Below are 24,720 nucleotides of genomic sequence, written 5' to 3' on the forward strand. Positions count from 1 at the left end.
ACCTTCCATGAAACCGGCGACCTGGCTGGCGAGTTTGCGCCGCCATGGCGCGGTTGCCGGATTGGCCAGGGTCTGGTCTTCGTGGACAAAGCTTTTGATGATCGCGTTGTAGCCGAGCCATCGGCATGGCTCCGGCTCCCAGGCGCGCAACGCGTGTATTGCGCCATCGGGCAGCACCCACGGTTGCTTAACCAGTTCGGTGTCGCGCTCCAGAATCAAATCCGCCAGCGTACGCCCACCGAGATTGCTGGCGCCGACGCCCTCCCCGCCATAACCACCGGACAGCGCGATGCCGTTGGCGCGATCGCACAGCATGTGGGGCTTGAAACGTCGGGACATGCCCAGATTGCCTCCCCAGCCGTGGGTAATCCGCACGTTCTTGAGTTGGGGGAACAGCTCCCCAAACAGATACCGGCGCAACTCCACTTCATTCGTCGTCAGGTCAAAGTTGTGGCGCAGCTTGCCGGCGAACTGGTAGCCACCCGGGCGCCAAACACCAGGCGATTGTCAGCAGTGCGCTGGCCATAAGTGACCTGACGGCTGAACTCGCTGAACGCTTGGCCGCGGTTGAGGCCAATTTCATCCCAGGTCGCCGCGGACAACGGCTCGGTGGCGACGATCAGGCTTTGCACCGGTAACTGATAGCGGCCCAGTGGTGGCAAGGTCACCGAATAACCTTCCACGGCTGGCACGATCCAGCGGCTGCGCACGCTGGCCTTGGCGGTGCGCAGACTGCCGGATTGCCAATGGGTGACCGGGCTGTTTTCGTAAATCTTCACACCCATGGCCTGCACGGTTCGCGCAAGACCGCGCACCAGTTTTGCCGGATGAATGGTTGCCACATGCGGCGCGTAAATGCCGCCGTAAGGTTTGGCGATGCGAATCTGCTGCGCCAGTTGCTCAGGGCTGAGCCAACGATAATCGTCGTCGGTCAGGCCTTGGGCGTGCAGCGTGCGGAGGTATTCCCGCAGTGTGGCTTCTTGCTCCGGATAACGCGCAGCGCAGTAAAGCACGCCGCCCTTGCGGTAATCGCAGTCGATGCCTTCGCGTTCGAGGACAACTTCCACCTCATCGGGAATGCTGTGCAGCAGATCAAAAGACGCGCGGCGCTGCTCGGGCGACAGGCCTGCGAGCAGACGATCTTCGCCCAGCAGATTGCCCATCAACCACCCGCCATTGCGCCCGGACGCACCGAACCCGGCGGTTTGCGCCTCGACGATGGCGATCTCCAGCCCCGGCGCGAGCTTCTTCAGATAGTACGCGGTCCACAGCCCGGTGTAGCCGGCGCCGATGATCGCCACGTCGACGTCTAAGTCCCGCTCAAGCTCGGGCCGCGCGGTCAGCGGCTCGTCGAGTTGATCCATCCACAAACTGATAGTGCGCCACGCCGGCATGCAAGACTCCGCCACTGAAAACCTTCGATGGCGTCGATCCTAGTGGCAGTGCTCAGGACAAGTCTTGCGCGCGTGTCCGCAAAGAAATTTGTTTCGCGTAAGCCTTCGGCGATTGCCCGGTGTGCTGGCGGAAGCAACTGTAAAACGCCGACAGCGAATTGAATCCGGCGGCGAAGGCCAGTTCATCGATACGTACCGGAGGCCTGGCGTCGTCCAGTGCGCGCAGCAAATGCTGCAACCGCGCCTGATTGACGTAGCGGTAGAAGCTCTGCCCAAGCACTTGGTTCAGCAGGTAGGAAATCTGATTGCGGCTGTACCCGCACTCCTTCGCCACGCGTTGCAGGTCGAGTTCGGGATCGAGGTAAGGCTGCTGTTTGTCGAAATACTGCTGCAGATCGTCGGCCATGAAGCTCAACTGCCTGGGTGACAGGCCGAGCCGACTGACGGCTGGGCGGTTACCGGTTGGCTTGTTGCCGGATTGTTCGTGCACCAGTGAAGCGTACTCGTTGACCCGCCATATCAAGCCATCGCGCACGGTTATCGCCTCGCTGGCGCGGAATGACACCAGACCCTCGCCGCCGCGCAGGGTAATGCGGTACTGGATAAAAGCGGTATCGCCGTCGATGCGGATCCTGTCGCTGTGTTCCAACGCTTCGTCGGGGTCGCGGGGCATGCTGCTGCGCACGTATTCGCGCAATTGGGCCAGCCCCATTACCCGGTTCTGAAAGAAATCGCTGTACTGCACCTGCGGGTGGTAAAGGGCCATCACCCCGTCCAGGTCCCGGTGCTTCCAGCGCAAGTGATAACGCATGACCGTTTCGCTGGTGGCAAGTGTCTGTTGCGGTCCGTCATCGTCGGTGTGCATAAACGGCTCAATGAAAAAACCCGAGCTTGCCCAAGTTCTGCCTGCGCTTCAATGGTCAGGGAAGGTGCTATGAGTGCGAATCGCTGCCGGCTATTGCGCCCAAGCGTGATCTGCATCAAAAAATGCCAGCCAATCGCCAAACGGTTTGAAAAAGCCACAGGATTTTCACATCCGGATGCTACTTTTAATGGCAGTCACCGGTTGAGCCATTGAAGGCTCTTCCCTCCTAACATGAGCTAACGGAAGCGCTCGATGAAGAAGGCGGGCAATACATGAATAAAGGTTTTAGCAAGGTCACGTTCCCAAACGCCTGCCAGCTGATGCGCTGGCATTTTCATCCCATGGGCTTCGAGGCGAGCATGGACGCGCCTGGGAGCATGATTGCCCGCCTGTTTGATCGCGTCAGTGGCGAGACCATGATCGCCATTGCCGGTATTCCGTGCGCGACGGTGATGAACGCTGCGGATGTGGAGCGCATTATTGAAGCGGTGGAGGACGAGCTTGAAGCGTTTGTTCCGCCGGTTTCGTTCAGGAGCTATGCCTGAAATCTTTGTAGGTTAAACAGCGGGGCCGCGTCGCGGCCAGCGCAAGCGAGCTCTCTCGCCACATCAAGCGCCTCGCCACAGGCTCATGCCTTTTCAGACTGTGCCTTGCCTTCCCGGTGATCGGCGAAGAACGCCTTGCCCTTGCCGACACGATCAGACGCCTTGGGCAAGTTGGCTGCCTGGGTGTCCTGGGCATCGACATACCAGTAGCAGTGGCTTACCGCCCGGGTAATGCCGACGTAGGCCAAACGCAGGATCTCGTCCTTTTGCGCATTATCGTAGGCCTCGTTGTCACCCGCCTTACCTAGCCCCGCCATACGGTACACCTGGTTCTTGTAGGGAGAGCTGGTGAGATGCTGGCAATCACCCAACAAGAACACGGCGTCGGCCTGAAGGCCCTTGGCGCTGTGATAGGTCAGTTGTTTCAACCGGCGCGCCTCATACGGCAAGCTAGAATCAACATTAAGTACTGGCTGAATATACTGCTCAATCAATAGCTTATCGCTGCTTTTTCGATACAACATTAAGATCGAATGGCCTTGACGGTAGTGTTCCATCAGCCGGTTGGCCATGCCCTGATCGTCCCGATCGAGCACATTCACCGGTACCAGCGCCTTGGGTGCGCCGCTAGCCTTGGCTTTCTTGCCGGCAATGGCCGGCGCGGCCCGCACGATGTGTTCGGCAGCATCAATGATGTGCTGATGGCTGCGATAGTTGTCGCTGAGCATGACCTTGGTGGTGCTCGGCGACGCAAACTCCTTGTTGAAATCCATGAAAAAGCTGGGCGAACTGCCCCGCCAGCCGTAGATCGATTGCCAATCATCGCCCACGCACAACAATGATGAACGCTGTGCACCTCGGCCGACGTGCATGGCGGGACCGCGACTGCGGATTTCGGCCAGGCTGGCGCGAATCCAGGAGACTATCTGCGGGGAAACGTCCTGGAATTCATCGATCATCAAATGCGCCAGCGGGCGCAGCAGGTCGTTGCTCAGCAGCTTGAGGTTTTCCGGAGAATGTTCGCTGAACAGCGCGAACATGCGGTTATAAGTCATGATCGGTGGTTTCTGGTCCAGCAGATGATCTTCCAGTGCTCTCCAGTACAGGCTCAACGCCTCGAAGAAGAACCGGTCGGGATCGTCTTTTGCAAAGCTCATCTGACCCACGGCCGTCGGTACATCCAGGCCAAGGTTCTCGATGAACCCGGCCGCGGCGACAAAACAGTCCAGCAACGGCGCGGAAGCCAACTCACCCTTGACCTTGTAATCGAAGCCAGGACCGGCACTGGCATCACCGGCAAGCGACGCCAGCACTCGTTTGGAAGATTGATAGGTATCTAACCATATCAATGGCTTACGACAGAAAGCTTGAAACAACGTGCGCTTTACCGCCCATTCCGCCCGTACTGACAATTTTGACCCCGGACGGCTAACCTGTGGGTTTTCCTGCGGATCAAAACCCAGCACCACCCAGGCATCCAGGGTCGGGATGTAGCCGTGACAATGGAAGGTCGAGCCATTGATGTCGAACGTCTGGCGCTTGGGTTCGATGCCCTTGATCGGCCACGCCCCGGCGCGAAACCACAGGTCTTCGATGGTATCGCACAGTTCTTCATCACGATTGGCAGCCAGTTGGGTCACCGCCACGCGTTTCTGCACGTCAGGGTGATCGCGCTCCAGCTCCTTGAGTTGCAGGGCATGCCGGGACAGCGGCGTGATCAGTTCGCGAAAGCGCGCATCGCGAGTATGCAGGCTGTGGTAGCAGGCGTTGAGCTGCTGGCGCTGGGCGTCATTGATGCGCAGGTCGAACGGATTGCTGTCGGCATCATCGTCCTGGCTGGTTGCGCGCAGGCTGAGGTTCTCGAAGGCTTGCAGGCGTTCGAACCCTGGCAAGCTGCGCACCAGGGGCAGGATTCGTGAGTGAAAAGTGCGCACCAGGTCGCGCGCCTCCTTGAAACTCAGCGCCCGCCCCCACAGTGCAAACATCTCGATCAGCTTGTTGATGAAGTCCTTGCGCGACTCCCGGGTAAAAGTCACGACGGTCATGGAGTCGAGTTCGAAGCCCAGATAGTGGGTCAACAGCAGGATACGCAGCACCAGGGTCGTCGACTTCCCTGCTCCGGCACCGGCGATCACCGAGGTCGACGGCGTGTCGCTGAAGATCATCTTCCACTGCGCAGCACTTGGCTGGGCATGGGCTGGCAGTAACCGGCCGACATCGGCCTTCATGCGTTTTTTCAGTTCGGCGGTCAATGGCAGGCGCCAGTCGTCGAACAGGTAATCGTCGACGTTGGGCGGGCGATGCTCGGTGCTGCGCGAGTCGCGAATCAACAGAACCTGCCGCCCCTCTTCAAGCCCTTCGAGCTTGCCTTCCTTATACCCGTAATCCACCCCCGCACTGTGCCCGCTGCGAAACCCATCCGCCTGCCCGTGCAACCACGATGCCCGGTGCTGGGCACGCAGGCGCGTCAGGCCGTGGCCAAAGAACCGTGCAGCAAGGCGTTTGAGCAATGGCATTTCTGCCAACGGACGAAGTTCAGGAGGAAGGTCGGGGGTGTGTTGCGGCACGCGGATGGACTCCAGGCTGTGAGGCTGTTGGGCGCTATGGTGTCTTTATTTGGCCTGGAGTTCTAGCGAAATGCTTGCGAGTCATTGGGTTAGGCGATGAATTGAACCCTCGCTGGGAAGATCTTCACCCCTAAATATATCGAGTGTTTCGATTATATTGAGGCATTATTTACGCTTTTTATCGATGTTTTACTGATAGATGATCGGTGCCATAAACCACAGGTTTCAGGAGACGATCATGCTTGAACTCAGACCTTTCAGCTCGCTGGGCGGCGCCCATCACGGCTGGTTGGATGCCCATCACCACTTTTCGTTCGCCGAGTATCACGATCCGCAGCGCATGAACTGGGGCAATCTGCGGGTCTGGAATGATGACGTGATTGCCTCGGGCACCGGTTTCCCTAAACACCCGCACCGGGACATGGAGATCATCACTTATGTCCGTGAAGGCGCGATTACTCACGAAGACAACCTTGGCAACAAGGGGCGCACCGAAGCCGGAAACGTTCAGGTCATGAGCGCCGGCACCGGGATTGCCCACAGCGAGTACAACCTGGAAGCGACCGAGACGCGGATTTTCCAGATCTGGATCATTCCCAATGAAGCTGGATCGGCGCCTTCCTGGGGCGCCAAGCCGTTCCCCAAGGGGCAACGCGAAGGTTTTGTAACCCTGGCCAGCGGCAAGGCGGGAGATGATGAAAGCCTGCGGATTCGTGCGGATGCCCGCCTGGTCGCGGCCAACCTCAAGGCTGGGGAAACAGCTGAATATCGCCTCGACAGTGGCCGCCGCGCCTACCTGGTTCCGGCTACAGGCCGTATTGAAGTCAATGGCTTGCAGGCACAAGCTCGAGACGGTGTGGCGATTGCAGATGAGCAGGTGCTGCGAGTGACTGCCATTGAAGACAGTGAAGTGGTGCTGGTAGACCTGGCTTGAACGGCAAAGCCATCAAGGCAAAAAAGGGGCGAACCTCAACGGTCGCCCCTTTTGCTGTTGCGTGACCCTATCCTGATTACTTCGAGGAAATAGCGCCGTCCACCAGTGTCTGCGCTTCTGCAACCAGCAGCTTGAGGTGCTCGTCACTGACGAAACTCTCGGCGTAGATCTTGTAGATGTCCTCGGTACCCGATGGGCGTGCCGCGAACCAGCCGTTTTCGGTCATCACTTTAAGACCGCCAATCGCCTGATCGTTACCCGGTGCATGGCTGAGGATGCTCTGGATTTTCTCGCCTGCGAGTTCGGTCGAGGTGACTTGTGCCGGTGACAGTTTGCTGAGCAACGCTTTCTGCTCCGGGTTGGCCTTGGCGTCGACACGTACCGAGAACGGCTCGCCCAGTTCATCGGTCAGGGCGCGATAGGCCTGACTTGGATCGCGGCCAGTGCGGGCAGTCATTTCGGCAGCGAGCAAGGCCGGGATCAAACCGTCCTTGTCGGTGCTCCATACACCGCCGTCCTTGCGCAGGAACGAAGCCCCTGCGCTCTCTTCGCCACCAAAACCCAACGAGCCGTCGAACAGACCTTCGGCGAACCATTTGAAACCGACTGGCACTTCGTACAGGCGACGGCCCAGGCGCTTGGCAACACGATCGATAAGACCGCTGCTCACCACGGTTTTACCCACGGCCGCGTCGGCGCGCCATTGCGGACGGTTCTGGAACAGGTAATCAATGGACACGGCCAGATAGTTGTTCGGTGCCAGCAAACCACCGGACGGAGTGACGATGCCGTGACGGTCGTGATCCGGATCGCAGGCAAACGCAACGTCGAAGCGCTCTTTCAGACCGATCAAGCCTTGCATCGCGTGGCTGGACGATGGGTCCATGCGAATCTGGCCATCCCAGTCAACGGTCATGAAGCGGAAAGTCGCATCGACTTGTTTGTTCACCACATCCAGGTCCAGGCGGTAGTGCTCGGCAATGGCCGACCAGTAGCGCACCCCTGCTCCGCCCAGCGGATCAACGCCGAGACGCAGCTTGGCGTCACGGATCGCGTCGAAGTCGATCACATTGATCAGGTCGGCAACGTAGCTGTTCACGTAGTCGTGACGATGGGTGGTGCTGGCCTTGAGTGCCTGCTCGTAGCTGATGCGCTTGACGCCGGCCAGTTTGTTGGCCAGCAGTTCGTTGGCCTTGGCTTCGATCCACTTGGTGATGTGTGTGTCGGCCGGCCCACCGTTGGTTGGGTTGTATTTGTAACCCCCGCTTTGTGGCGGATTATGCGACGGCGTGATGACGATGCCGTCGGCCAGGCCCGAGGTGCGGCCACGGTTGTAGCAAAGAATGGCGTGGGAAATTGCCGGCGTCGGGGTGTACTCGTCGCCCTCGGCGATCATTACCGTCACGCCGTTGGCCGCCAGCACTTCCAGCGCGCTCGCCCCGGCCGGGGTCGACAAGGCATGGGTATCGATACCGACGAACAACGGGCCGGTAATGCCCTGAGCCTCGCGATACAGGCAGATCGCCTGGCTGATGGCCAGAACGTGCCACTCATTGAAACTCAAGTCGAAGGAACTGCCCCGGTGACCGGAGGTGCCAAACGCTACGCGCTGGGTCGAAACCGATGCATCAGGCTGGCCGGTGTAATAAGCCGTTACCAGTCGCGGGATGTCGACCAACAATTCTGCCGGTGCCGGTTTGCCCGCAAAAGGACTGAGTGTCATGCAAAACCTCTGAAATAGAGTGGTTCAGGAAATACAGCGCAGTTTACTGGCAGTTTGACCACAACGCGATCAGATCGATCCCCCACGTGCACGACACCGGCTGCTTTGTTTAATCCAGCGACTCCAGGCGCAACGCGTCACCGAGCAAGCCGATGGCGGCCGACAGGTCATGATCGCCGCCGAAGGTATGGCTCAGACGCATGTGCTGCGCATGCAGTCCCTGCAAACTGAACAACTCGCCGGGGGCAATCAATACCTGGCGTTGCAGCAGGCGCTGGAACACCCGGCGCACATCCACCTGGCGCAATGAGCGTACCCAGATCGTTGCGCCGCCCTGGGGCTCGACAAAGCTCAGGGCATCGCCCAGGCGTTCGTTCAGCAACTGGCTCATCTGTACCGAGCGATCCTTGAGCAGGCGACGCAACACTTGAAGGTGCTGATCAATCCGCCCATTGATGTACAGGCGTGCGATGGCTTTCTGGCGAATCGGCGACAATCGGAACGAGCGCAACAGAAATTGCCGTTGCAGTTGCATGCGCAGATGCCGCGAAAGCACATAGCCAAAGGGCGCCTCAGGCCCGATGATTTTTTCAAACGTCGAATAGACCAGCAGCCGATCAGGGTCCAACAGGTCGCGAAAGCGCAGGCCGTCCGGATCGAAGCCAAGTTCGCCGTGACAGTCGTTTTCCAGGACCCAGCAGGCATGCCGCTCCAGCAGTCGCGCAATGGCCCGCCGGTTGTCCTCGGACGCCAGACTGGCGCGGGGCATATTCAACCGCGAAGACAACAGCACCAGTTGCACCGGATTCAGCTGCAGCGTCCGTTCAAGCGTGTCGATATCCAGCTCGCCGTCGGCTTGTACGGCCAATTCAATAACCTTGACGTTGGCCGACTCGAACAGGCGCAGCACGGGCCAGTCGCAAGGCGATTCCACCACGACTGTGGAATGCCTGAGGCTCAGCACCTCGATCAGGATCTCCAGCACGCCACGCAGATCCGCGCCGATATACACGTCCTCGGCGTGCCAGCAGCGCAGTGGCGAGGTGGTATACCGCGCCGCCAGTGCAGCCCGCAGTTCCAGTTCGCCGCAGGGTTGCGCTGACGATTGCGGCTGCCGCGGGTACTGGCGTAGCAATTCCCTCTCCAGCAGCAGCAAAGGGCTGTCGAGGGGCTGCAACAGGGTGGGTTCGTCGGCGCTGAGCACCAGCATTGACGGGTTTCGGGCGTTGACGTAAACGGTTTCCAGCAGATCGTGACCATCGCCCAGGGTGTCGATGGACGACATCGGTACTGCGTAGTAGCCCGACTTGGCCAAGGAGTAGACCCGCCCCTCTTTCTCCAGTAGCGAGTAGGCATACTGGATGGTCGAGATCGAGACGCTCAAGCGGTCGGCCAATTGGCGCAAGGAAGGGAGGCGCACCCGGGCGTCCCTGGCCGACTCGTTGATCAGTTGGGTCAGGTAGCGGTAAACCGCCTGGTAGGCAAAGCCGGTTTCTCGCACGCCATTCAACGCCCCGTTGACCCGTCACTCGCTTGGGTGTTGTCCGTATCGCAGGTGATCGAGGACGCGCCAGGTGCACCTTCAACTGCCCGCTCCATGCGATAAAGCTTGCCAATCAACGCGAGCGGCAAGCCGCTTACATCCACCATCCATTGCAGGATCTGCTCGGGCACAGCGTGGCCTTGCATGGCTCGGTGCAAATCCGGCACGGCAATCAGCATCCCGGGATGGCACCGGCGCAGGAAACCCTCCAGCCTCGCGCCCTTGTCGACGAAAGGCGCGAACAGCAGGCACACCAGCTGCGCTTCGCTCAGGCCAAGATTCTTATGGGCATATGCAGTGCCCAGGGCTCGCTGTTCGGCATCCGTGGTGATTTGGCCAAACACTTGCGCAGCCTGCTGGCACAAGCCATCCGATAGCTGCTTGCGGCGCATCATGACCAGTGTTCGCTGGAAGAACTCGGCGACCCCGGATTCATAGCTGTCGCCGTGCACGAAACAGGCCTGCAACCCGCGTACATGAGCGCTTAGTTCAAGGCTGACGAGCTCATTATCGCTCGCGTAGGCCATCAGTCCGTCGGGCTGGAAGCCCAGGAATTCGGTCAGCAGCGGCCAGCGCTGCTCAAGATTGCTGACCAGCATGTCGTGTATGTCGATGAAGGTCGCGCGCCGGCAAGTTTCGAACAGTTCAGAGGGACGCCAGTGCGGCTGCATGAGCTCGGGCTCAAACCCCCGATAGTACTCCGGGCCGACCTCATCGAGCAGCGTGAACAGATCTTCGTAGCCGTGTTCAGTGTACCGCGACGGCAAGAGGCCGGCCTTGGCGGTCGCCCGCTTGAAGCCGTACAAAAATTGCTTCTGCTGGCGTGGTGTCTCGCTACTGACCAAGGCGTCTACCCCACCATCCCACCGCGCGATCTGGCCATAGAACTCTCCCGTGGCGAGAAATCCGTTGTCCCAGAGATCAAGCGCATCATCGCTGTCGCGGCGATGTCCGACCATCAGCAGGTTCAGGCGGCTGACCTCGCGGCCGGCATCGGATATCGGCGCTGGCTGAGTGAACGGCAGCACCTCGCGATTGTCGACCCTCAGCACGTCGACCCGCGGGTCGTCATAAAGAAACAAAGCGCTGTAACTGTTGTGGATGTTGTCCAGCGCCGTGGCGCTGACGCCGCTCTGCTGCAATGACGCGACACGCAGCTGGAAGGTGGCCGGTGCCCGGCCGGCGATGCTCAACTGTGCTGCACGCAACAGCGCCAGGGTGTAACAACTGTCCCGGGACCCGGTCTGAATCGCCAGTACCTTGTAATCGGCAAGGCGCTCCATGCCGCCTGCGGCGACTACCAGGCGCTGAATTAACAGCTGTAACGCCGTGCGTTCGGCGCGAGAGAAAAACCCAGTAACCGTTGCAATATCTGTTGGTAGACATGGTTCATGGCTTGATCATGGATGCTGGTCATATTTATATACCTGGTGCTGGAAAATCGATATCACGAACCACGCAAATAATTTTTGCGCAGCGCTTTGCCCGTTACATTCTGACGACGGAGATTTATTACCAAATGCTAGCACTTAAAGGGGCAAGACATTATTTGAAATAAATAAGCCGGGACCAAGGTTTCATCGTCGATAGTTTCAAAAAAACCGCTCAAAGCATTGAGTTAGAGGGCTTGATCTGCGTCCTAGGAAATATCCCACAATGTCTGACAGATAATTACTACGAGAATTTAGGAATAAAGCTACAAGTGCGTTTTTGATCACGGAAAGACGATCAACAGATTGTTTGGCGCACATCAACGGACTGTACTGAAAAGTAACAACTTGACACTCAGTCATGACGCATTCCTTGAGATGAAAGCAATCGTTCAATTATCAAGGCTTACTGGCTGATTAGAAGATACAGATGGTGGGGAAAACCAGTTCAGTTGCTGAACAGGCTGCCCGGAAGGGAAACAGAGATTTGTTTAAAACCCGAAAACAAAAAAGTCCGTGTGGGTCACGGACTTTTTCAGGGGGGACGTCAGGCCGGTTCGACTTGAAGCGCGACCCGTTCGCGGCATGGGCATTCGTCCATGTAGCGGTGGGCTTCGACGAACTCGGCAAACGGGAACACCCGAGTCTTGAGCGGCATCAGCACGCGGTCCGCCGTCAGCTGGTTGATATCGCGCAGGGCACGCTGCAGCGACACCTGGTCCTGGACGATGCCCAGTTCCGGCTTGCCAGTGAAGTTACCGATGCAGTGGACGAAGAACTGAATGTTCTTCTGGAACGCTGCACAGGCCGGGAATGGCGTCTGGTTGCCCCCTTGCAGACCGTACAAAACCAGGCTGCCACGGGGTGCAAGGACGTCACCCAACAACGACATCTGCGGGCCACCGAGACCATCGAATACTACGTCGACGCCACGATTGTCGGTGATCTTGTTGATCCGCATCAGCAGATCTTCTTCCTCGGTGACGATGACTTTCTCGGCGCCCAGCGACAGCAGGTACTCACGCTCCTCCGCCGTTTTGGTCGCCGCAATCACCCGCACACCCAAGGCTTTGCCCAGTTGTACAAAGGACGGCCCGGCGCAATGGCTGGCGTCAGTCACCAAGGCGAACTGCCCCGGTTTTACCCGTGCCAGATCAGCGTAGGCAAAGTAGGCAATCAGCAGCGGCGTGTAGTGCACGCTGGCTTCGATTGGGCTGAGTACGTCTGGATAACGGGTCAGCGCGGTACGTGGCAGCAAGATCTGCTCGCCGTAAACCGGGTAATCGTTCGCGCTCTCGGCCGGGAAACTGGCAACCTTGTCGCCCACCGAAAGATCATCTACACCGTCGCCGACGGCGGTGACCACACCGGCCATCTCGTGACCAAGGCCTGCAGGCAAACGTGCCTGAGACGAGGCCAGGTTCTGACGCCAGAGCGTGTCATACCAGCTGATGCCGATCGCTTCGACACGCACCTGCACTTCGCCAGGACCTGGCTGAGCGGCCGCATGCTCTTCGCATTTGAGCACCTCGGCCGGACCAAACTTGTGAAAACGGATCGTGCGGGACATCGCAAACCTCGTCAAAGTAACCTCTAATGCCCTGAACTCTATCTGGGCTTTTGACCCAAGACTATCAGTGGCTATTAATAGTCGACATGCCTGTCATTGATTCCGCACCCTCGAAAGGATCAACGGTTGGCCAGGACATGGGCGAACTGCATCGGTAAAAATGAATTATTCGGTGCAGAGTACCAGCCTTTCCCCGTAAGATTCATGCCGGCCATTGTTCTCATATGGCCGCTCCCGTCAAGCCTTGACTCTGCCAGGACTCCAGATGAATCGTAATGACCTGCGTCGTGTCGACCTGAACCTGTTGATCGTATTCGAAACACTCATGCACGAGCGCAGCGTGACCCGGGCGGCGGAAAAGCTGTTTCTCGGTCAACCGGCGATCAGTGCGGCGCTTTCGCGCTTGCGCAGCTTGTTCGATGACCCGTTATTCGTGCGCACCGGGCGCAGCATGGAGCCTTCCGCACGGGCGGTGGAGATCTTCGCCCTGCTCTCCCCGGCACTGGATTCGATTTCCACGGCCGTCAGCCGCGCAGCAGAATTCGACCCAGCCACCAGCACGGCGGTATTTCGCATAGGGCTGTCGGACGATGTCGAATTTGCCCTGCTGCCGATGCTGCTCAAGCGCCTGCGCGCCGAATCCCCGGGGATCGTGCTGGTAGTGCGCCGCGCCAACTACATCCTGATGCCGGCCTTGCTGGCTTCAGGCGAGATCTCCATCGGCGTCAGCTACACCGCCGACCTGCCGGCCAACGCCAAACGCAAGGTGCTGCGCCGCAGCATGCCCAAACTGCTGCGTGCCGATACGGTGCCGGGCCCCCTGAGCCTGGACGACTTCTGCGCCCGCCCCCATGCGCTGGTGTCGTTCGCCGGCGACCTGAGCGGGTTTATCGATGAAGAGCTGGAAAAACTCGGGCGCAAGCGCCATGTCGTGCTCGCGGTACCGCAGTTCAACGGCTTGAGCACGTTGCTGTCCGGTACGGATATTGTCGCCACCGTGCCCGATTACACCGCCGATGCTCTGACTGCCGCCGGCGGCGTGCGCGCCGAGGACCCGCCTTTGCCAGTGCGCAGTTTCGAACTGCACATGGCCTGGCGTGGCTCGCAGGACAACGATCCTGGAGAACGCTGGTTGCGCTCGCGGATCCAGATGTTTTTCGGCGATCCGGACAGTCTTGAGCTACCGGGGCATTAAAGGCCGAAAGCCGGTTTAGATTAGCGGCAAAAAGCAAGACGGCTTTCGCCCGACCCATGACGACCGACTCATTGTCGGGCAGAGACCAATCCTTACACGTCCCGCAACAAACAATTACCATCTAGCATATTGATAGCACCCTAACGAAAGGTGCATGCTAGAGGGCTCGGTTTGGTCTTATATCATTCCGAATGATAGTTACCTTTGCTTCATTCGATTCGTGCCATCACACCCCGCCGAGCATCATCCGCCCATCTTCAATACATTGGCGGATGCATCCATGGAACAGTCACTTAAACATTTGCGCTTCCCGTTGGCCCTGTTGGCCGTACTGGTGATGAGCGCTTGCGGCAAGACTCCGGAGACTGCCGCCGCCATGCCAGCTGCCAAGGTCAGCGTGGCCAAGGTGCTGGAACAGCCAGTCAACGAATGGGACGAATTCACCGGGCGCCTCGAAGCGCCGGAGACCGTGGAAATTCGTCCGCGGGTTTCCGGGCAGATCGACGACGTAGCCTTCACTGAAGGCGCCCTGGTCAAGAAAGGTGACCTGCTGTTCCAAATCGACCCGCGTCCGTTCCAGGCCGAGGTTCGCCGCCTCGAAGCCCTCGTCGCGCAATCTCGCGCCAATGCCACTCGCAGTGAAAACGAAGCCGGACGCGGTGAGCGTCTGCGCAGCAGCAATGCGATTTCCGCCGAGCTGGCCGATTCGCGCACCAGCGCCGCTCAAGAAGCCCGCGCCGCCGTCGGTGCCCTGCAAGCGCAACTGGATCTGGCCAAACTTAACCTGAGCTTCACCCGCGTCACCTCGCCAATCAGCGGTCGCGTCAGCCGTGCCGAGATCACCGCCGGCAACCTGGTGACCGCCGACACCACGGCCCTGACCAGCGTGGTTTCCACCGACAAGGTTTACGCCTACTTCGACGCCGACGAGCGTGTGTTCCTCAAATACACCCAACTCGCCCGCAACGGTCAGCGCGGGGCAACGACGCCGGTGTACATGGGCCTGTCCAATGAAGACGGCAATCCGCACCTCGGTCAAATGAACTTCGTCGACAACCAGGTCAATCCGAAAACCGGCACCATTCGTGGTCGCGCGGTGTTCGACAACAGCGACGGCACCTACACCCCGGGTCTGTACGCACGGCTGAAACTGGTCGGCAGCGGCACCTACAACGCCATGCTTATCAACGACGAAGCCGTCGGCACCGACCTCGGCAAGAAATTTGTGCTGGTAATGGATGGCGATAATAAAACCACCTACCGCGCCGTCGAACTCGGTCCGAAAATCGAAGGCCTGCGCATCGTCCGTACCGGCCTGAACAAGGACGACACGATCATCGTCAAGGGCCTGCAACGGGTACGTCCTGGCTCACCGGTCACTCCTGAAGTGATCCCGATGGCCAGCGAGCAAACCATCGCGGCACTCGCTCAACAACGTCAAGCGCTGGAAGCCAGCAACCTGCCCAAAGTCGCCCCTGCCAAAGGTGCGTCCGGTGCGGTTGTGAAGCTGGCTGCTACGACCCCACGCGGTTAAGGGACGACAACTCCGATGAATTTTTCCCAATTCTTCATTTCACGGCCGATCTTCGCAGCGGTGCTGTCGCTGTTGATCCTGATCGCCGGTGCGATCTCGCTGTTCCAGTTACCGATCAGTGAATACCCGGAAGTCGTGCCGCCAACCGTGGTGGTACGTGCCAACTTCCCGGGCGCCAACCCTAAAGTCATCGGTGAAACCGTGGCGGCTCCCCTGGAGCAAGCCATCACCGGCGTCGAGAACATGCTGTACATGTCCTCGCAGTCGACCGCTGACGGCAAGATCACCCTGACCATCACTTTCGCCCTGGGCACTGACCTGGACAATGCGCAGGTGCAGGTGCAAAACCGGGTGACGCGCACCGAGCCGAAACTTCCCGAGGAAGTGACGCGCATCGGTATCACCGTCGACAAGGCTTCGCCCGACCTGACCATGGTTGTGCACTTGACCTCCCCGGACAAGCGCTACGACATGCTCTACCTGTCCAACTACGCGATCCTCAACATCAAGGATGAGCTGGCTCGTCTGGGTGGTGTGGGTGATGTGCAGTTATTCGGTATGGGTGACTACTCGCTGCGCGTGTGGCTCGACCCGAACAAGACCGCTTCGCGCAATCTGACCGCGACCGATGTGGTCACCGCGATTCGTGAGCAGAACCGTCAGGTGGCGGCCGGTCAATTGGGCTCCCCCCCTGCCCCGAATGCCCAGAGCTTCCAGCTGTCGGTCAACACTCAGGGCCGTCTGGTGACTGAAGAAGAGTTCGAGAACATCATCATTCGCGCAGGCGACAACGGTGAAATCACTCGGCTCAAAGACATCGCTCGCGTCGAACTGGGTTCCAGCCAATACGCCCTGCGGTCGTTGTTGAACAACCAGCCCGCCGTGGCGATCCCGATCTTTCAGCGCCCAGGTTCCAACGCCATCGATATCTCGAACGAAGTTCGGGCGAAGATGGACGAGCTGAAAAAAGGCTTCCCGCAAGGCATGGACTACAGCATCGTCTATGACCCGACGATCTTCGTGCGCGGCTCGATCGAAGCGGTGGTTCATACCCTCTTCGAAGCACTGATCCTCGTGGTGCTGGTGGTGATTCTGTTCCTGCAAACCTGGCGCGCCTCGATCATTCCATTGGTGGCGGTGCCGGTATCGTTGATCGGTACGTTTGCGGTGATGCACCTGTTCGGCTTCTCGCTCAACGCACTGTCGCTGTTCGGTCTGGTACTGGCGATCGGTATCGTGGTCGACGACGCGATCGTGGTGGTGGAGAACGTCGAACGGAACATCGAACTCGGACTGACACCGGTCGAGGCGACCAAACGGGCGATGCGTGAAGTGACCGGCCCGATCATTGCCACGGCACTGGTGCTGTGTGCGGTGTTTATCCCGGCGGCCTTCATCTCCGGCCTCACGGGTCAGTTCTACAAGCAGTTCGCACTGACCATCGCGATCTCGACCGTGATCTCGGCGTTCAACTCGCTGACCCTGTCGCCAGCACTGGCCGCTGTGTTGCTGAAAAGCCACGATGCACCGAAAGATCGGTTCTCCAAAGTACTCGACAAGATCTTCGGTGGCTGGTTGTTCCGTCCGTTCAACCGCTTCTTCGACCGCGCCAGTCATGGCTACGTCGGCACGGTTGGCCGGGTTATCCGCAGCAGCGGCATCGCTCTGCTGCTGTACGCAGGCCTGATGGTGCTGACTTTCTTCGGCTTCGCCAACACCCCGACCGGTTTCGTGCCTGGCCAGGACAAGCAATACCTCGTCGCCTTTGCCCAATTACCGGACGCGTCCAGCCTGGATCGCACCGAAGACGTGATCAAGCGCATGTCCGACCTGGCCCTGAAACAGCCAGGCGTGGAAAGTGCCGTAGCGTTCCCGGGCCTGTCGATCAACGGTTTCACCAATAGCCCGAACGCCGGCATCGTGTTCGTGACCCTGAAACCCTTCGACGAACGTAAGGACCCGAGCATGTCCGCCGGTGCGATTGCCGGTGCCTTGAACGGCCAGTTCGCGAATATTCAGGAAGCGTACATGGCGATCTTCCCGCCACCGCCGGTACAAGGTCTGGGCACCATTGGTGGTTTCCGTCTGCAAATCGAAGACCGGGGCAACCTGGGCTACGACGAGCTGTACAAAGAAACCATGAACATCATCAACAAAAGCCACAACGTGCCGGAACTGGCCGGCCTGTTCACCAGCTACACAGTGAACGTGCCGCAGGTCGATGCCGCCATCGACCGTGAAAAAGCCAAGACCCACGGCGTCGCCGTCAGCGACATCTTCGACACCCTGCAGATCTACCTGGGTTCGCTGTATGCCAACGACTTCAACCGCTTTGGCCGCACCTATCAGGTTAACGTTCAGGCCGAGCAACAGTTCCGCCTCGAATCCGATCAGATCGGTCAGCTGAAAGTGCGTAACAACAAAGGCGAAATGATCCCGCTGGCGACCTTCATCAAGGTCAGCGACACCTCGGGGCCGGATCGCGTGATGCACTACAACGGCTTTATCACTGCTGAAATCAACGGTGCCGCAGCTCCGGGCTACAGCTCTGGCCAAGCGGAAAAAGCCATCGAGAAACTGCTCAAGGAAGAACTTCCGAACGGCATGACCTACGAATGGACCGACCTGACCTACCAGCAGATTCTGTCCGGCAACACCGCGCTGTTCGTGTTCCCGCTCTGCGTACTACTGGCGTTCCTGGTGCTCGCCGCTCAATACGAAAGCTGGAGCCTGCCTCTGGCGGTGATTCTGATCGTACCGATGACCCTGCTGTCGGCGATTGTCGGTGTGATTGCCTCCGGCGGCGACAACAACATCTTTACCCAGATCGGTTTGATCGTACTGGTGGGGCTTGCCTGTAAGAACGCGATCCTGATCGTCGAGTTTGCCAAGGACAAACAGGAAGAAGGTCTCAACCCGCTCGCTGCGGTACTGGAAGCCTGCCGTCTGCGTCTGCGGCCGATCCTGATGACCTCCTTCGCGTTCATCATGGGTGTGGTACCCCTGGTGTTCTCCAGTGGCGCTGGCGCCGAGATGCGTCACGCCATGGGTGTGGCGGTGTTCTCCGGGATGCTCGGGGTGACCTTCTTCGGTCTGTTGCTGACGCCAGTGTTCTATGTGCTGATCCGTAATTTCGTGGAGCGCGGCGAACAACGCAAAGCGGCCAAGGCCCTGAAATTGGAGGCGCAACAATGAGTCTGAAAGTCTTCCTGCCGAGTCTGCTGGTGCTGGCCCTCAGCGCCTGCGCCGTCGGCCCCGACTACAAGACCCCAGCCACGGAGGCGGCCACCATCACCACCGCCACCGACGGCGCCGCCGGGCAAAAGAACTTCGACCGTTCGAAATTCGAAGGCATCTGGTGGCAGCAGTTCGATGACCCGACCCTCAACCAGTTGGTCACGCAATCGCTGCAAGGCAACCGTGAACTGCGCGTAGCGTTCGCTCGCTGGAAAGCCGCCCGGGCGATTCGTGACGACGTCAGCAACGACGCGATGCCGACCATCACCAGCCGCGCCAGCAGTGATCTGGCCAAGGGGCAAATCCCTGGCCAGACCACCAAACGGGTCAACAGCGAACGCTATGACCTGGGCTTGGACATGGCCTGGGAACTGGACTTGTTCGGGCGTATCCAGCGCAATCTGGAGTCGGCCGACGCCGAGCAGCAAGCGGTCGAAGCTGATCTGTACCAACTGCAAGTCACCATGATTGCCGAACTGGTGGACGCTTACGGTCAACTGCGTGGTGCGCAACTGCGCGAAAAGATCGCCGTGGCCAACCTGAACAATCAGGTCGAGTCACGCAAGATCACCATCAGCCTGCGTGACGCCGGCGTCGGTGATCAGCTCGACGTCGAACGTGCCGATGCACGCCTGGCATCGGTTGAAGCCAGCGTGCCGCAGTTGCAAGCCGAGCAGGTGCGGCAGAAAAACCGCATTGCCACTCTCCTCGGTGAGCGCCCGGACAAATTGAGTGTCGACCTCGGCCCCAAAGATCTGCCCGCCATCGCCAAGGCGCTGCCGATCGGTGATCCGGGAGAGCTGTTGCAACGCCGTCCCGACATCCTGAGTGCCGAGCGCAGGCTGGCGTCGGCCACGGCGCGCATCGGCGTAGCCAAAGCCGATCTGTTCCCGCGAGTCAGCCTCAGCGGTTTCCTCGGCTGGACGGCTGGGCGTGGCTCGCAAATCGGTTCTTCGGCGGCCAACGCCTGGGCGCTGGGCCCGAGCATTACGTGGGCAGCGTTCGACCTGGGCAGCGTGCGCGCCCGTTTGCGCGGCGCCGATGCTGACGCCGAAGGCGCGCTGGCGACCTATGAGCAGCAAGTGCTGCTGGCCCTGGAAGAGTCGGAAAACGCTTTCAGTGATTACGGCAAACGTCAGCAGCGTCTGATCTCGCTGATCCGTCAGAGCGAATCGAGCCGCAAGGCTGCTGATCTGGCCGAGATTCGCTACCGCGAAGGCACTACCGACTTCCTCGTGCTGCTCGACGCACAGCGTGAACGTCTGAATGCCGAAGACAGCCAGGCCCAGGCCGAAGTCGATCTTTATCGCGGCATCGTCGCCATCTACAAGGCCCTCGGCGGCGGTTGGGCACCGGAGACGGTCGCCAGTCAGTAACCGCTTCAAGAGCCTCTTTGGTTGGCCGCGACCCACCCATTTTTTAACCCCACGCCTCATCCGGTCGTGGGGTTTTTTTTGCGTGTTTGGCAGGTAGCTGGGTGGCACACTCAAGGCCGCCCACCCATCAATTGCGCAAGCTTTTATCGCGCCTGTTGTCGGGTATTCTCCAGCACAGTCACGGTCGCGGTGGTCCCCGCCCGGAGGCGGTTTTTTGCCGCATAGCCAGGATCAATCCCTATGCGCACCGGCACCCGCTGTGCCAGTTTTACCCAGGTGTAACTTGGGTTGATGTTGGCCAGCAGACGCCCACCTGGCAGGTTTTCCCGGTCGGCGATGGCGAAGGCGATGCTTTGCACCGTGCCAGCGAAGGTCTCGCCGCTCATCAATTCGATCTTCACGGGGTCGCCCTCCTGGATGCGCGGTAATTTGGTTTCCTCGAAATAACCCGCGACATAAAAGGAATCACTGTCCACCAGCGCCAGTAACGCGCCGCCCGCCGGGGCATAGTCACCCTCGCGGGTCAGCAGGTTGGTCACATAGCCACTCACCGGAGCCACCACGCGGGTGCGTTGCAGGTCGAGCTCGGCCTGGGTCAGCGCCGCGATTGCCAGTTGCACATTGGCTTGGGCCAAGCCCAGGTTAGCCTGGTTGCGCAGCAGCTCGGCCTTGGCCACCGCCACCTCGGTACTGGATTTCTCCCACTCTTCACCCGAGATCGCGAACCCTTCCTTGAGCTTGCGCCGGCGTTTTTCCTCACTCTCACGCTGCTTGAGCAATGCCTCGCTGGACACGATCGCCGCTTCGGATTGCCCAAGGGTGGCCTTGGATACTTCTACCGCACGCCTGGCATGTTCAACGGCCAAGGTGTATCGCGCCGGGTCGATCTCCAGCAGCAGCTGGCCCTTGGCAACATGTTGATTGTCCTGCACGCCGAGGCTGACGATGCGCCCCGCTACGTCGGCCGACAAGGTGACCACGTCGGCACGCACCCGCGCGTCCCGGGTCCAGGGCGCACGCGTGTAGTGATTCCAGGCAAACCAGCCGAGTAAGACGGCCAGCAGCACTACGGCGAGGGTGGTTAGACGGGGCAGTAATTTTTTCAAGGTGTCAGGCTCCCATCACCAGTATCAGGGCGGCGCACACGCACACGTACAATGCGCCTTCGAACAGCGCCTCGTGCCAGACAAAGCGCAGCACCCCCATGCGCCGCAGGGCCCAGTCCAGGGCAAGGAAAACCGGCAGGGCCAGCAACAGGGCCTGGGCGATCGGCGGCAGATAGACGCCGCCCACTTCCAGATCAATGGGCAAAATCAGCTACTCCTTCCACGTCTACCGTTTGAAAATGCGCCGAGTGGCGCTCCAGGAACGACACCACAATCAACAGCGCAACGCGCATACGGAACACGCTCCACAAATGTTCATGGGCGCCCGAATGCAGAGTGTCAAGGTAATCACCGAGTTGGTGCAGGCGACCGAGCACGGCAGTCAGTTCAATACCCTGGCGCCCGGCGATCAGCCGCCCGGTCTCGCGCACGGTGGCCAGCAAGCGACTTTGCACTTCGTCGTCCAGCAAGCTGTTGCCCTGCCCCTGCTGTCGCAGCTGGTTCAATGCCACGCCTAACGCCATGCAGCCCAGGCTGAACTCGAAAAATGCCCTGGAGTCTTTGTCGCTCGCCGCGGGCAGCAGCCCCAGCATCATGGTGACCCTGTCGACCATGCGGCTCTCGAAGGCGAATTGCTGTTCGTCGCTGGCGGCGGCCTTCAACAAGGCATATACCTGCGCCCGATTCTCGAAGTACAGCCGGCGGATGCGCAAGGCTGGCCGGAATGGGAAAATCAGCGCATAGACACTCAATGCCAGCGCCGTGGCGCACATGTACGCGCCAGCAAATTCGAACCACTGGATTGCCGTATTCTGGCCGATCTCCGCGTTCTGCGGCCCCAGCAGCAGGAAGGTGGATAACCCCAGGCCGATCCCGGTCCCGGTAGTGGGCGGGCTCGCCAAACCCACTGCCACGGCATACAGCAAGGGCACCAGCAACAGCGCGAGCATTTCGAAGTCACTGATCATCGGCACCAGCATGAACTGATACAGCGCTGACACCACCAGTGCCAGTCCCAACCCTCGGGCATAACTCTGCGCGGCCAGCAGCGGCCGCGGGAATGTCGCCATCAATGAGCAGAGAATGCCCACCAGCACCATCCCTCCACGGGCGCCGTCCCAACCCGTCTCGATCCAGATCAGACCGGCCACCACCAACGCCGTAAAGGCCCGCACCGCGTTCATGGCCGCCAGGGTGAAATCCAGGTGCAACGGATTATTCTGCCCGCGGAACACCGAGCTGGCGCGGCGCTCCTCCTGAATCGCATCGCTGAGCTCCAGAATCTGCCCCAGCTGCTCAAGCAGGCGTGCCTGTTCCCAGCGCAGCGACCAGGCCAGCGAACGCAATGTCGCCGGCATGGCCTCGGTCAGTTGCTCGGCGCGATAGGCAAGCTCATCGAAGCGGTGCTGCAGCAAGATGAAATGCTGGCGAGACTCGGCCGAGAGCGACCGGCCCTGGTAAGCCAGTTCGTCGAGGAATTTCAGCTCTTCGGCGCGAATCTGCAGTATTTCTTCCGGCAGTTCGCCCTCCCAACGTTCGGTCAGCAGTAGCCGCTGGTGCCGCAAAGCAGTCAGGCGTGACGTCAGCAGCACCAGCTGGTTACCCAGCAGTTGCACCAGAGCGTTGGCACTGCGCAGCCGCGGCGCGTCGAAATACAGGTGACGCCGCACGCCTTCCAGGGCACTGATTTCGCCCAACAGCTGCATTTGCCGACGATGGAAATTGTCCTCGCTTTCCTCGGTGCGGATCACGGCGGCGGCGTGGGTGGCGAGCAGTTTGATGACCTGGTCGATCCGGGTGAAGTAGTCCCGGGCGACTGACTCCGGGCGCGCCGTGAGCAGGCTCACCACGCAGACACAGGCCACTGCCAGCAAGGTCTCAGTGACACGGGTTACCGCCAGCAGGAAGATGCCATCCGGCTCCGGGCACGGCGAGCAACGCCACCACCACCGCTGTATAACCGCTGAGCACAAAGGCCTGGGAACTGGTGTAGCGCAGCAGCGTCCCCCCTGCTGTGCACAGGGCCAGCCATAAGGCCAGGGTCAGAATGAATGGCAGCGGCGCTGGGGGAAAATCGCCATGATCAGCACCGCGACCACGGCACCGCAGGGTGGTACCGATGACCTGGCCGAAACTGCGCGCCAGGGTCATGCCGCCCAGGGGTTGGCTGACGATGACCACTGCCATGATCGACCATTTTGGCTGGTCCAGGTCGAACAGGAACGCCAGGTACAGCGTCAACAGGCCCGCGACAATGGTTCTCAAGGCGAACAACAACACCCCTGGTCCGGGGTTTAGCATTGCCTTGAAATATTGAAGCAGTGGTTGCATGGAAGCGCTCGACCAGTCTTGTCCCTGCAAGCGTAGTCACTGGGGGCAGTCTGTCGACGCATTTCATTGGCACGCGTCAGGGTTTGACTCCAGGCCCTGCCTGACCGAAGCTGACGGCTTTGCACAAGCTTGTCAGCAATGGATTCCTGCATGCCCCAGTCTCGCCGCTACCTGATCATCAGCCTCTGCGCGCTGTTCGCCGTTGTGCTGGCCTGGTTTTCCTGCGCAGCACCACCCCCGACGTCCCGCCTGCGATCAAGCGGGGTTACAGCGAAGCGCTGGAGCAGGCCCGCGCCGGAAAGCCCGGCGCTGCGCGGGTGCTCTATCAACAACTGGCGCGCCCCGACATCTCCGATAAACGACGAATCTGGCTGCACGCCGAACTGCCTAACTACCCAAGCTCGGTCGCCCTCAAACTGGCGGATGCCGACTTGCAACGCGAATCGCCCCAGGTGCGCGTGGCGGCCATCAAGAGCATCAGCGCCTTGGTGCCCAATGGCCAGCGCAGCCTGTTGATCGGGCCATTGCTCGATGACGGCGAACAGCAGGTGCGTTATGCCGCGGTAAATGCCTTGCTCGGCCTGTCCCCGGATGAGCTTGGCTTGTATTTTGGCCCGCTGGAACAGGCGATCGATGCCTGGGAACAGGACCTGAAGACGCAGCCGCCCAGCGCTGACAATTATTACCAGCTGGCTCGGCTGCATCTGCACAACGGTGACCTGAAGGAGGCGCAGCAGGCGCTGGAGAAAACCCTGCAACTGGCCCCCACCAATTTGCCGGCGCTGGTGATGCAAATCGACGTACTGGACAGGCAAGGCCAGAGCGACGCCGCCCGGCTGCTGTTGGCCAAACAGTTGAAAGCCCAGCCGGATTCGGCTTACCTGCAACATGCCCTCGGAATGTGGTTGCTGCATCACGGGCAGAGTGAATATGCCGTCCTGGGTTTGGCCAAGGCGGTAGAGCTGGAACCGGATAACAAGGACTACCGCTACGACCTGGCTACTACATTGCACGATGAGCAGGAACTGGAAGCGGCGCAGAAGCAGTTGCAGGAAATAGTCCAGCGCCATCCCGCCGATCGTCGGGCCCGGGTGTTGTTGATCAATTACTGGAAGGAAAGCGGGCAGTTGCAGAATGTGCAGATTCTGCTGGCTCAGCTTGAGCAGATGAACCCGGATGACCCGGCGTTGCAGCAGGGGCTTTGAGGCAAGTTGGATCCAGTAGAAGCAACTACTGCTTTGCTTCCACAATCCTGCATACCCAGCAACTTGCCAAAGCCCTCAATCCTGAATAACTCACAACTCGGTAAAGCCCAAAATACGCCAAAACGGCAAATAGTGTGGAACCGCCGTGATGGCACAAGGTCAAGT

The 24,720-nt window shown here is 59.8% G+C and carries 15 protein-coding genes and 3 pseudogenes; 7 read left to right on the forward strand and 11 right to left on the reverse strand.

Features of this window, described 5'->3' with window-relative positions; genetic code table 11:
* A pseudogene (locus tag JFT80_RS12665) lies at positions 1 to 1,394 on the reverse strand (NAD(P)/FAD-dependent oxidoreductase); the annotation flags it as partial.
* A 52-nt stretch (positions 1,395 to 1,446) separates the two neighbouring features.
* The gene (locus JFT80_RS12670) at positions 1,447 to 2,259 is read right to left on the reverse strand and encodes an AraC family transcriptional regulator (protein ID WP_201148092.1); all 813 of its coding nucleotides are present in this window, start codon (positions 2,257 to 2,259) and stop codon (positions 1,447 to 1,449) included.
* Between the two features lie 272 nt (positions 2,260 to 2,531).
* On the opposite strand from JFT80_RS12670, the gene JFT80_RS12675 reads away from it, so the two are divergent.
* Positions 2,532 to 2,804 (forward strand): DUF1652 domain-containing protein, encoded by a 273-nt coding sequence (locus JFT80_RS12675; protein ID WP_045058376.1) that lies wholly within the window; start codon positions 2,532 to 2,534, stop codon positions 2,802 to 2,804.
* 83 nt (positions 2,805 to 2,887) lie between these two features.
* Here JFT80_RS12675 and JFT80_RS12680 read toward each other — a convergent pair whose 3' ends face one another.
* Positions 2,888 to 5,371: a UvrD-helicase domain-containing protein gene (locus tag JFT80_RS12680; RefSeq protein ID WP_201148093.1), complete on the reverse strand. Its 2,484-nt coding sequence runs from the start codon at positions 5,369 to 5,371 to the stop codon at positions 2,888 to 2,890.
* Positions 5,372 to 5,609: 238 nt separating this feature from the next.
* Here JFT80_RS12680 and JFT80_RS12685 point away from each other — a divergent pair, with 238 nt between their 5' ends.
* A complete protein-coding gene (locus JFT80_RS12685) occupies positions 5,610 to 6,305 on the forward strand; it encodes a pirin family protein (RefSeq protein ID WP_201148094.1) in 696 nt (231 codons plus the stop codon).
* 76 nt (positions 6,306 to 6,381) lie between these two features.
* On the opposite strand, the gene pgm is transcribed toward JFT80_RS12685, so the two are convergent.
* From pgm to JFT80_RS12705, 4 genes and pseudogenes are all read right to left on the reverse strand, one after another.
* A complete protein-coding gene (gene pgm / locus JFT80_RS12690; RefSeq protein WP_201148095.1) occupies positions 6,382 to 8,028 on the reverse strand; it encodes a phosphoglucomutase (alpha-D-glucose-1,6-bisphosphate-dependent) in 1,647 nt (548 codons plus the stop codon).
* A 109-nt stretch (positions 8,029 to 8,137) separates the two neighbouring features.
* Positions 8,138 to 9,538 (reverse strand): PLP-dependent aminotransferase family protein, encoded by a 1,401-nt coding sequence (locus JFT80_RS12695; RefSeq protein ID WP_201148096.1) that lies wholly within the window; start codon positions 9,536 to 9,538, stop codon positions 8,138 to 8,140.
* Positions 9,535 to 10,988: pseudogene (locus JFT80_RS12700) on the reverse strand (hypothetical protein). The gene JFT80_RS12695 and the pseudogene JFT80_RS12700 overlap by 4 nt, the downstream one beginning before the upstream one ends.
* A 560-nt stretch (positions 10,989 to 11,548) precedes the next feature.
* Positions 11,549 to 12,571, reverse strand: a complete 1,023-nt coding sequence (locus JFT80_RS12705) for a zinc-dependent alcohol dehydrogenase family protein (protein WP_201148097.1) — start codon at positions 12,569 to 12,571, stop codon at positions 11,549 to 11,551.
* Positions 12,572 to 12,836: 265 nt separating this feature from the next.
* On the opposite strand from JFT80_RS12705, the gene JFT80_RS12710 reads away from it, so the two are divergent.
* The 4 genes from JFT80_RS12710 to JFT80_RS12725 all read left to right on the forward strand — a co-directional run bounded on the left by JFT80_RS12710 (position 12,837) and on the right by JFT80_RS12725 (position 19,913).
* On the forward strand, positions 12,837 to 13,766 hold the full coding sequence (locus tag JFT80_RS12710; RefSeq protein WP_242482923.1) for a LysR family transcriptional regulator: 930 nt from the start codon (positions 12,837 to 12,839) through the stop codon (positions 13,764 to 13,766).
* A gap of 280 nt (positions 13,767 to 14,046) precedes the next feature.
* Entirely contained in the window at positions 14,047 to 15,300 is a 1,254-nt protein-coding gene (gene mexE / locus JFT80_RS12715; protein ID WP_201148098.1) for a multidrug efflux RND transporter periplasmic adaptor subunit MexE, read from the forward strand.
* Between the two features lie 15 nt (positions 15,301 to 15,315).
* Positions 15,316 to 18,495: an efflux RND transporter permease subunit gene (locus JFT80_RS12720; RefSeq protein WP_201148099.1), complete on the forward strand. Its 3,180-nt coding sequence runs from the start codon at positions 15,316 to 15,318 to the stop codon at positions 18,493 to 18,495.
* Positions 18,492 to 19,913, forward strand: coding sequence for an efflux transporter outer membrane subunit (locus JFT80_RS12725; protein WP_201148100.1), 1,422 nt, complete (start codon positions 18,492 to 18,494; stop codon positions 19,911 to 19,913). The genes JFT80_RS12720 and JFT80_RS12725 overlap by 4 nt, the downstream gene beginning before the upstream one ends.
* Positions 19,914 to 20,056: 143 nt before the next feature.
* On the opposite strand, the gene JFT80_RS12730 is transcribed toward JFT80_RS12725, so the two are convergent.
* The 4 genes from JFT80_RS12730 to JFT80_RS24865 are packed head-to-tail and all read right to left on the reverse strand — an operon-like array spanning position 20,057 to position 23,350.
* Complete coding sequence (locus JFT80_RS12730) at positions 20,057 to 21,019, reverse strand: HlyD family secretion protein (protein ID WP_122840485.1); 963 nt, start codon at positions 21,017 to 21,019, stop codon at positions 20,057 to 20,059.
* 4 nt (positions 21,020 to 21,023) lie between these two features.
* Positions 21,024 to 21,224 (reverse strand): DUF1656 domain-containing protein, encoded by a 201-nt coding sequence (locus JFT80_RS12735; protein WP_045058365.1) that lies wholly within the window; start codon positions 21,222 to 21,224, stop codon positions 21,024 to 21,026.
* A complete protein-coding gene (locus tag JFT80_RS12740) occupies positions 21,214 to 22,884 on the reverse strand; it encodes an FUSC family protein (protein WP_307833085.1) in 1,671 nt (556 codons plus the stop codon). The genes JFT80_RS12735 and JFT80_RS12740 overlap by 11 nt, the downstream gene beginning before the upstream one ends.
* Before the next feature lie 13 nt (positions 22,885 to 22,897).
* Positions 22,898 to 23,350, reverse strand: coding sequence for an FUSC family protein (locus JFT80_RS24865; protein WP_274610191.1), 453 nt, complete (start codon positions 23,348 to 23,350; stop codon positions 22,898 to 22,900).
* Between the two features lie 150 nt (positions 23,351 to 23,500).
* On the opposite strand from JFT80_RS24865, the pseudogene JFT80_RS12745 reads away from it, so the two are divergent.
* Positions 23,501 to 24,555 (forward strand): annotated as a pseudogene (locus JFT80_RS12745) (tetratricopeptide repeat protein).
* The last annotated feature ends 165 nt before the right edge of the window (positions 24,556 to 24,720 follow it).

The organism is Pseudomonas sp. TH10 (assembly GCF_016651255.1).
GTDB lineage: Bacteria > Pseudomonadota > Gammaproteobacteria > Pseudomonadales > Pseudomonadaceae > Aquipseudomonas.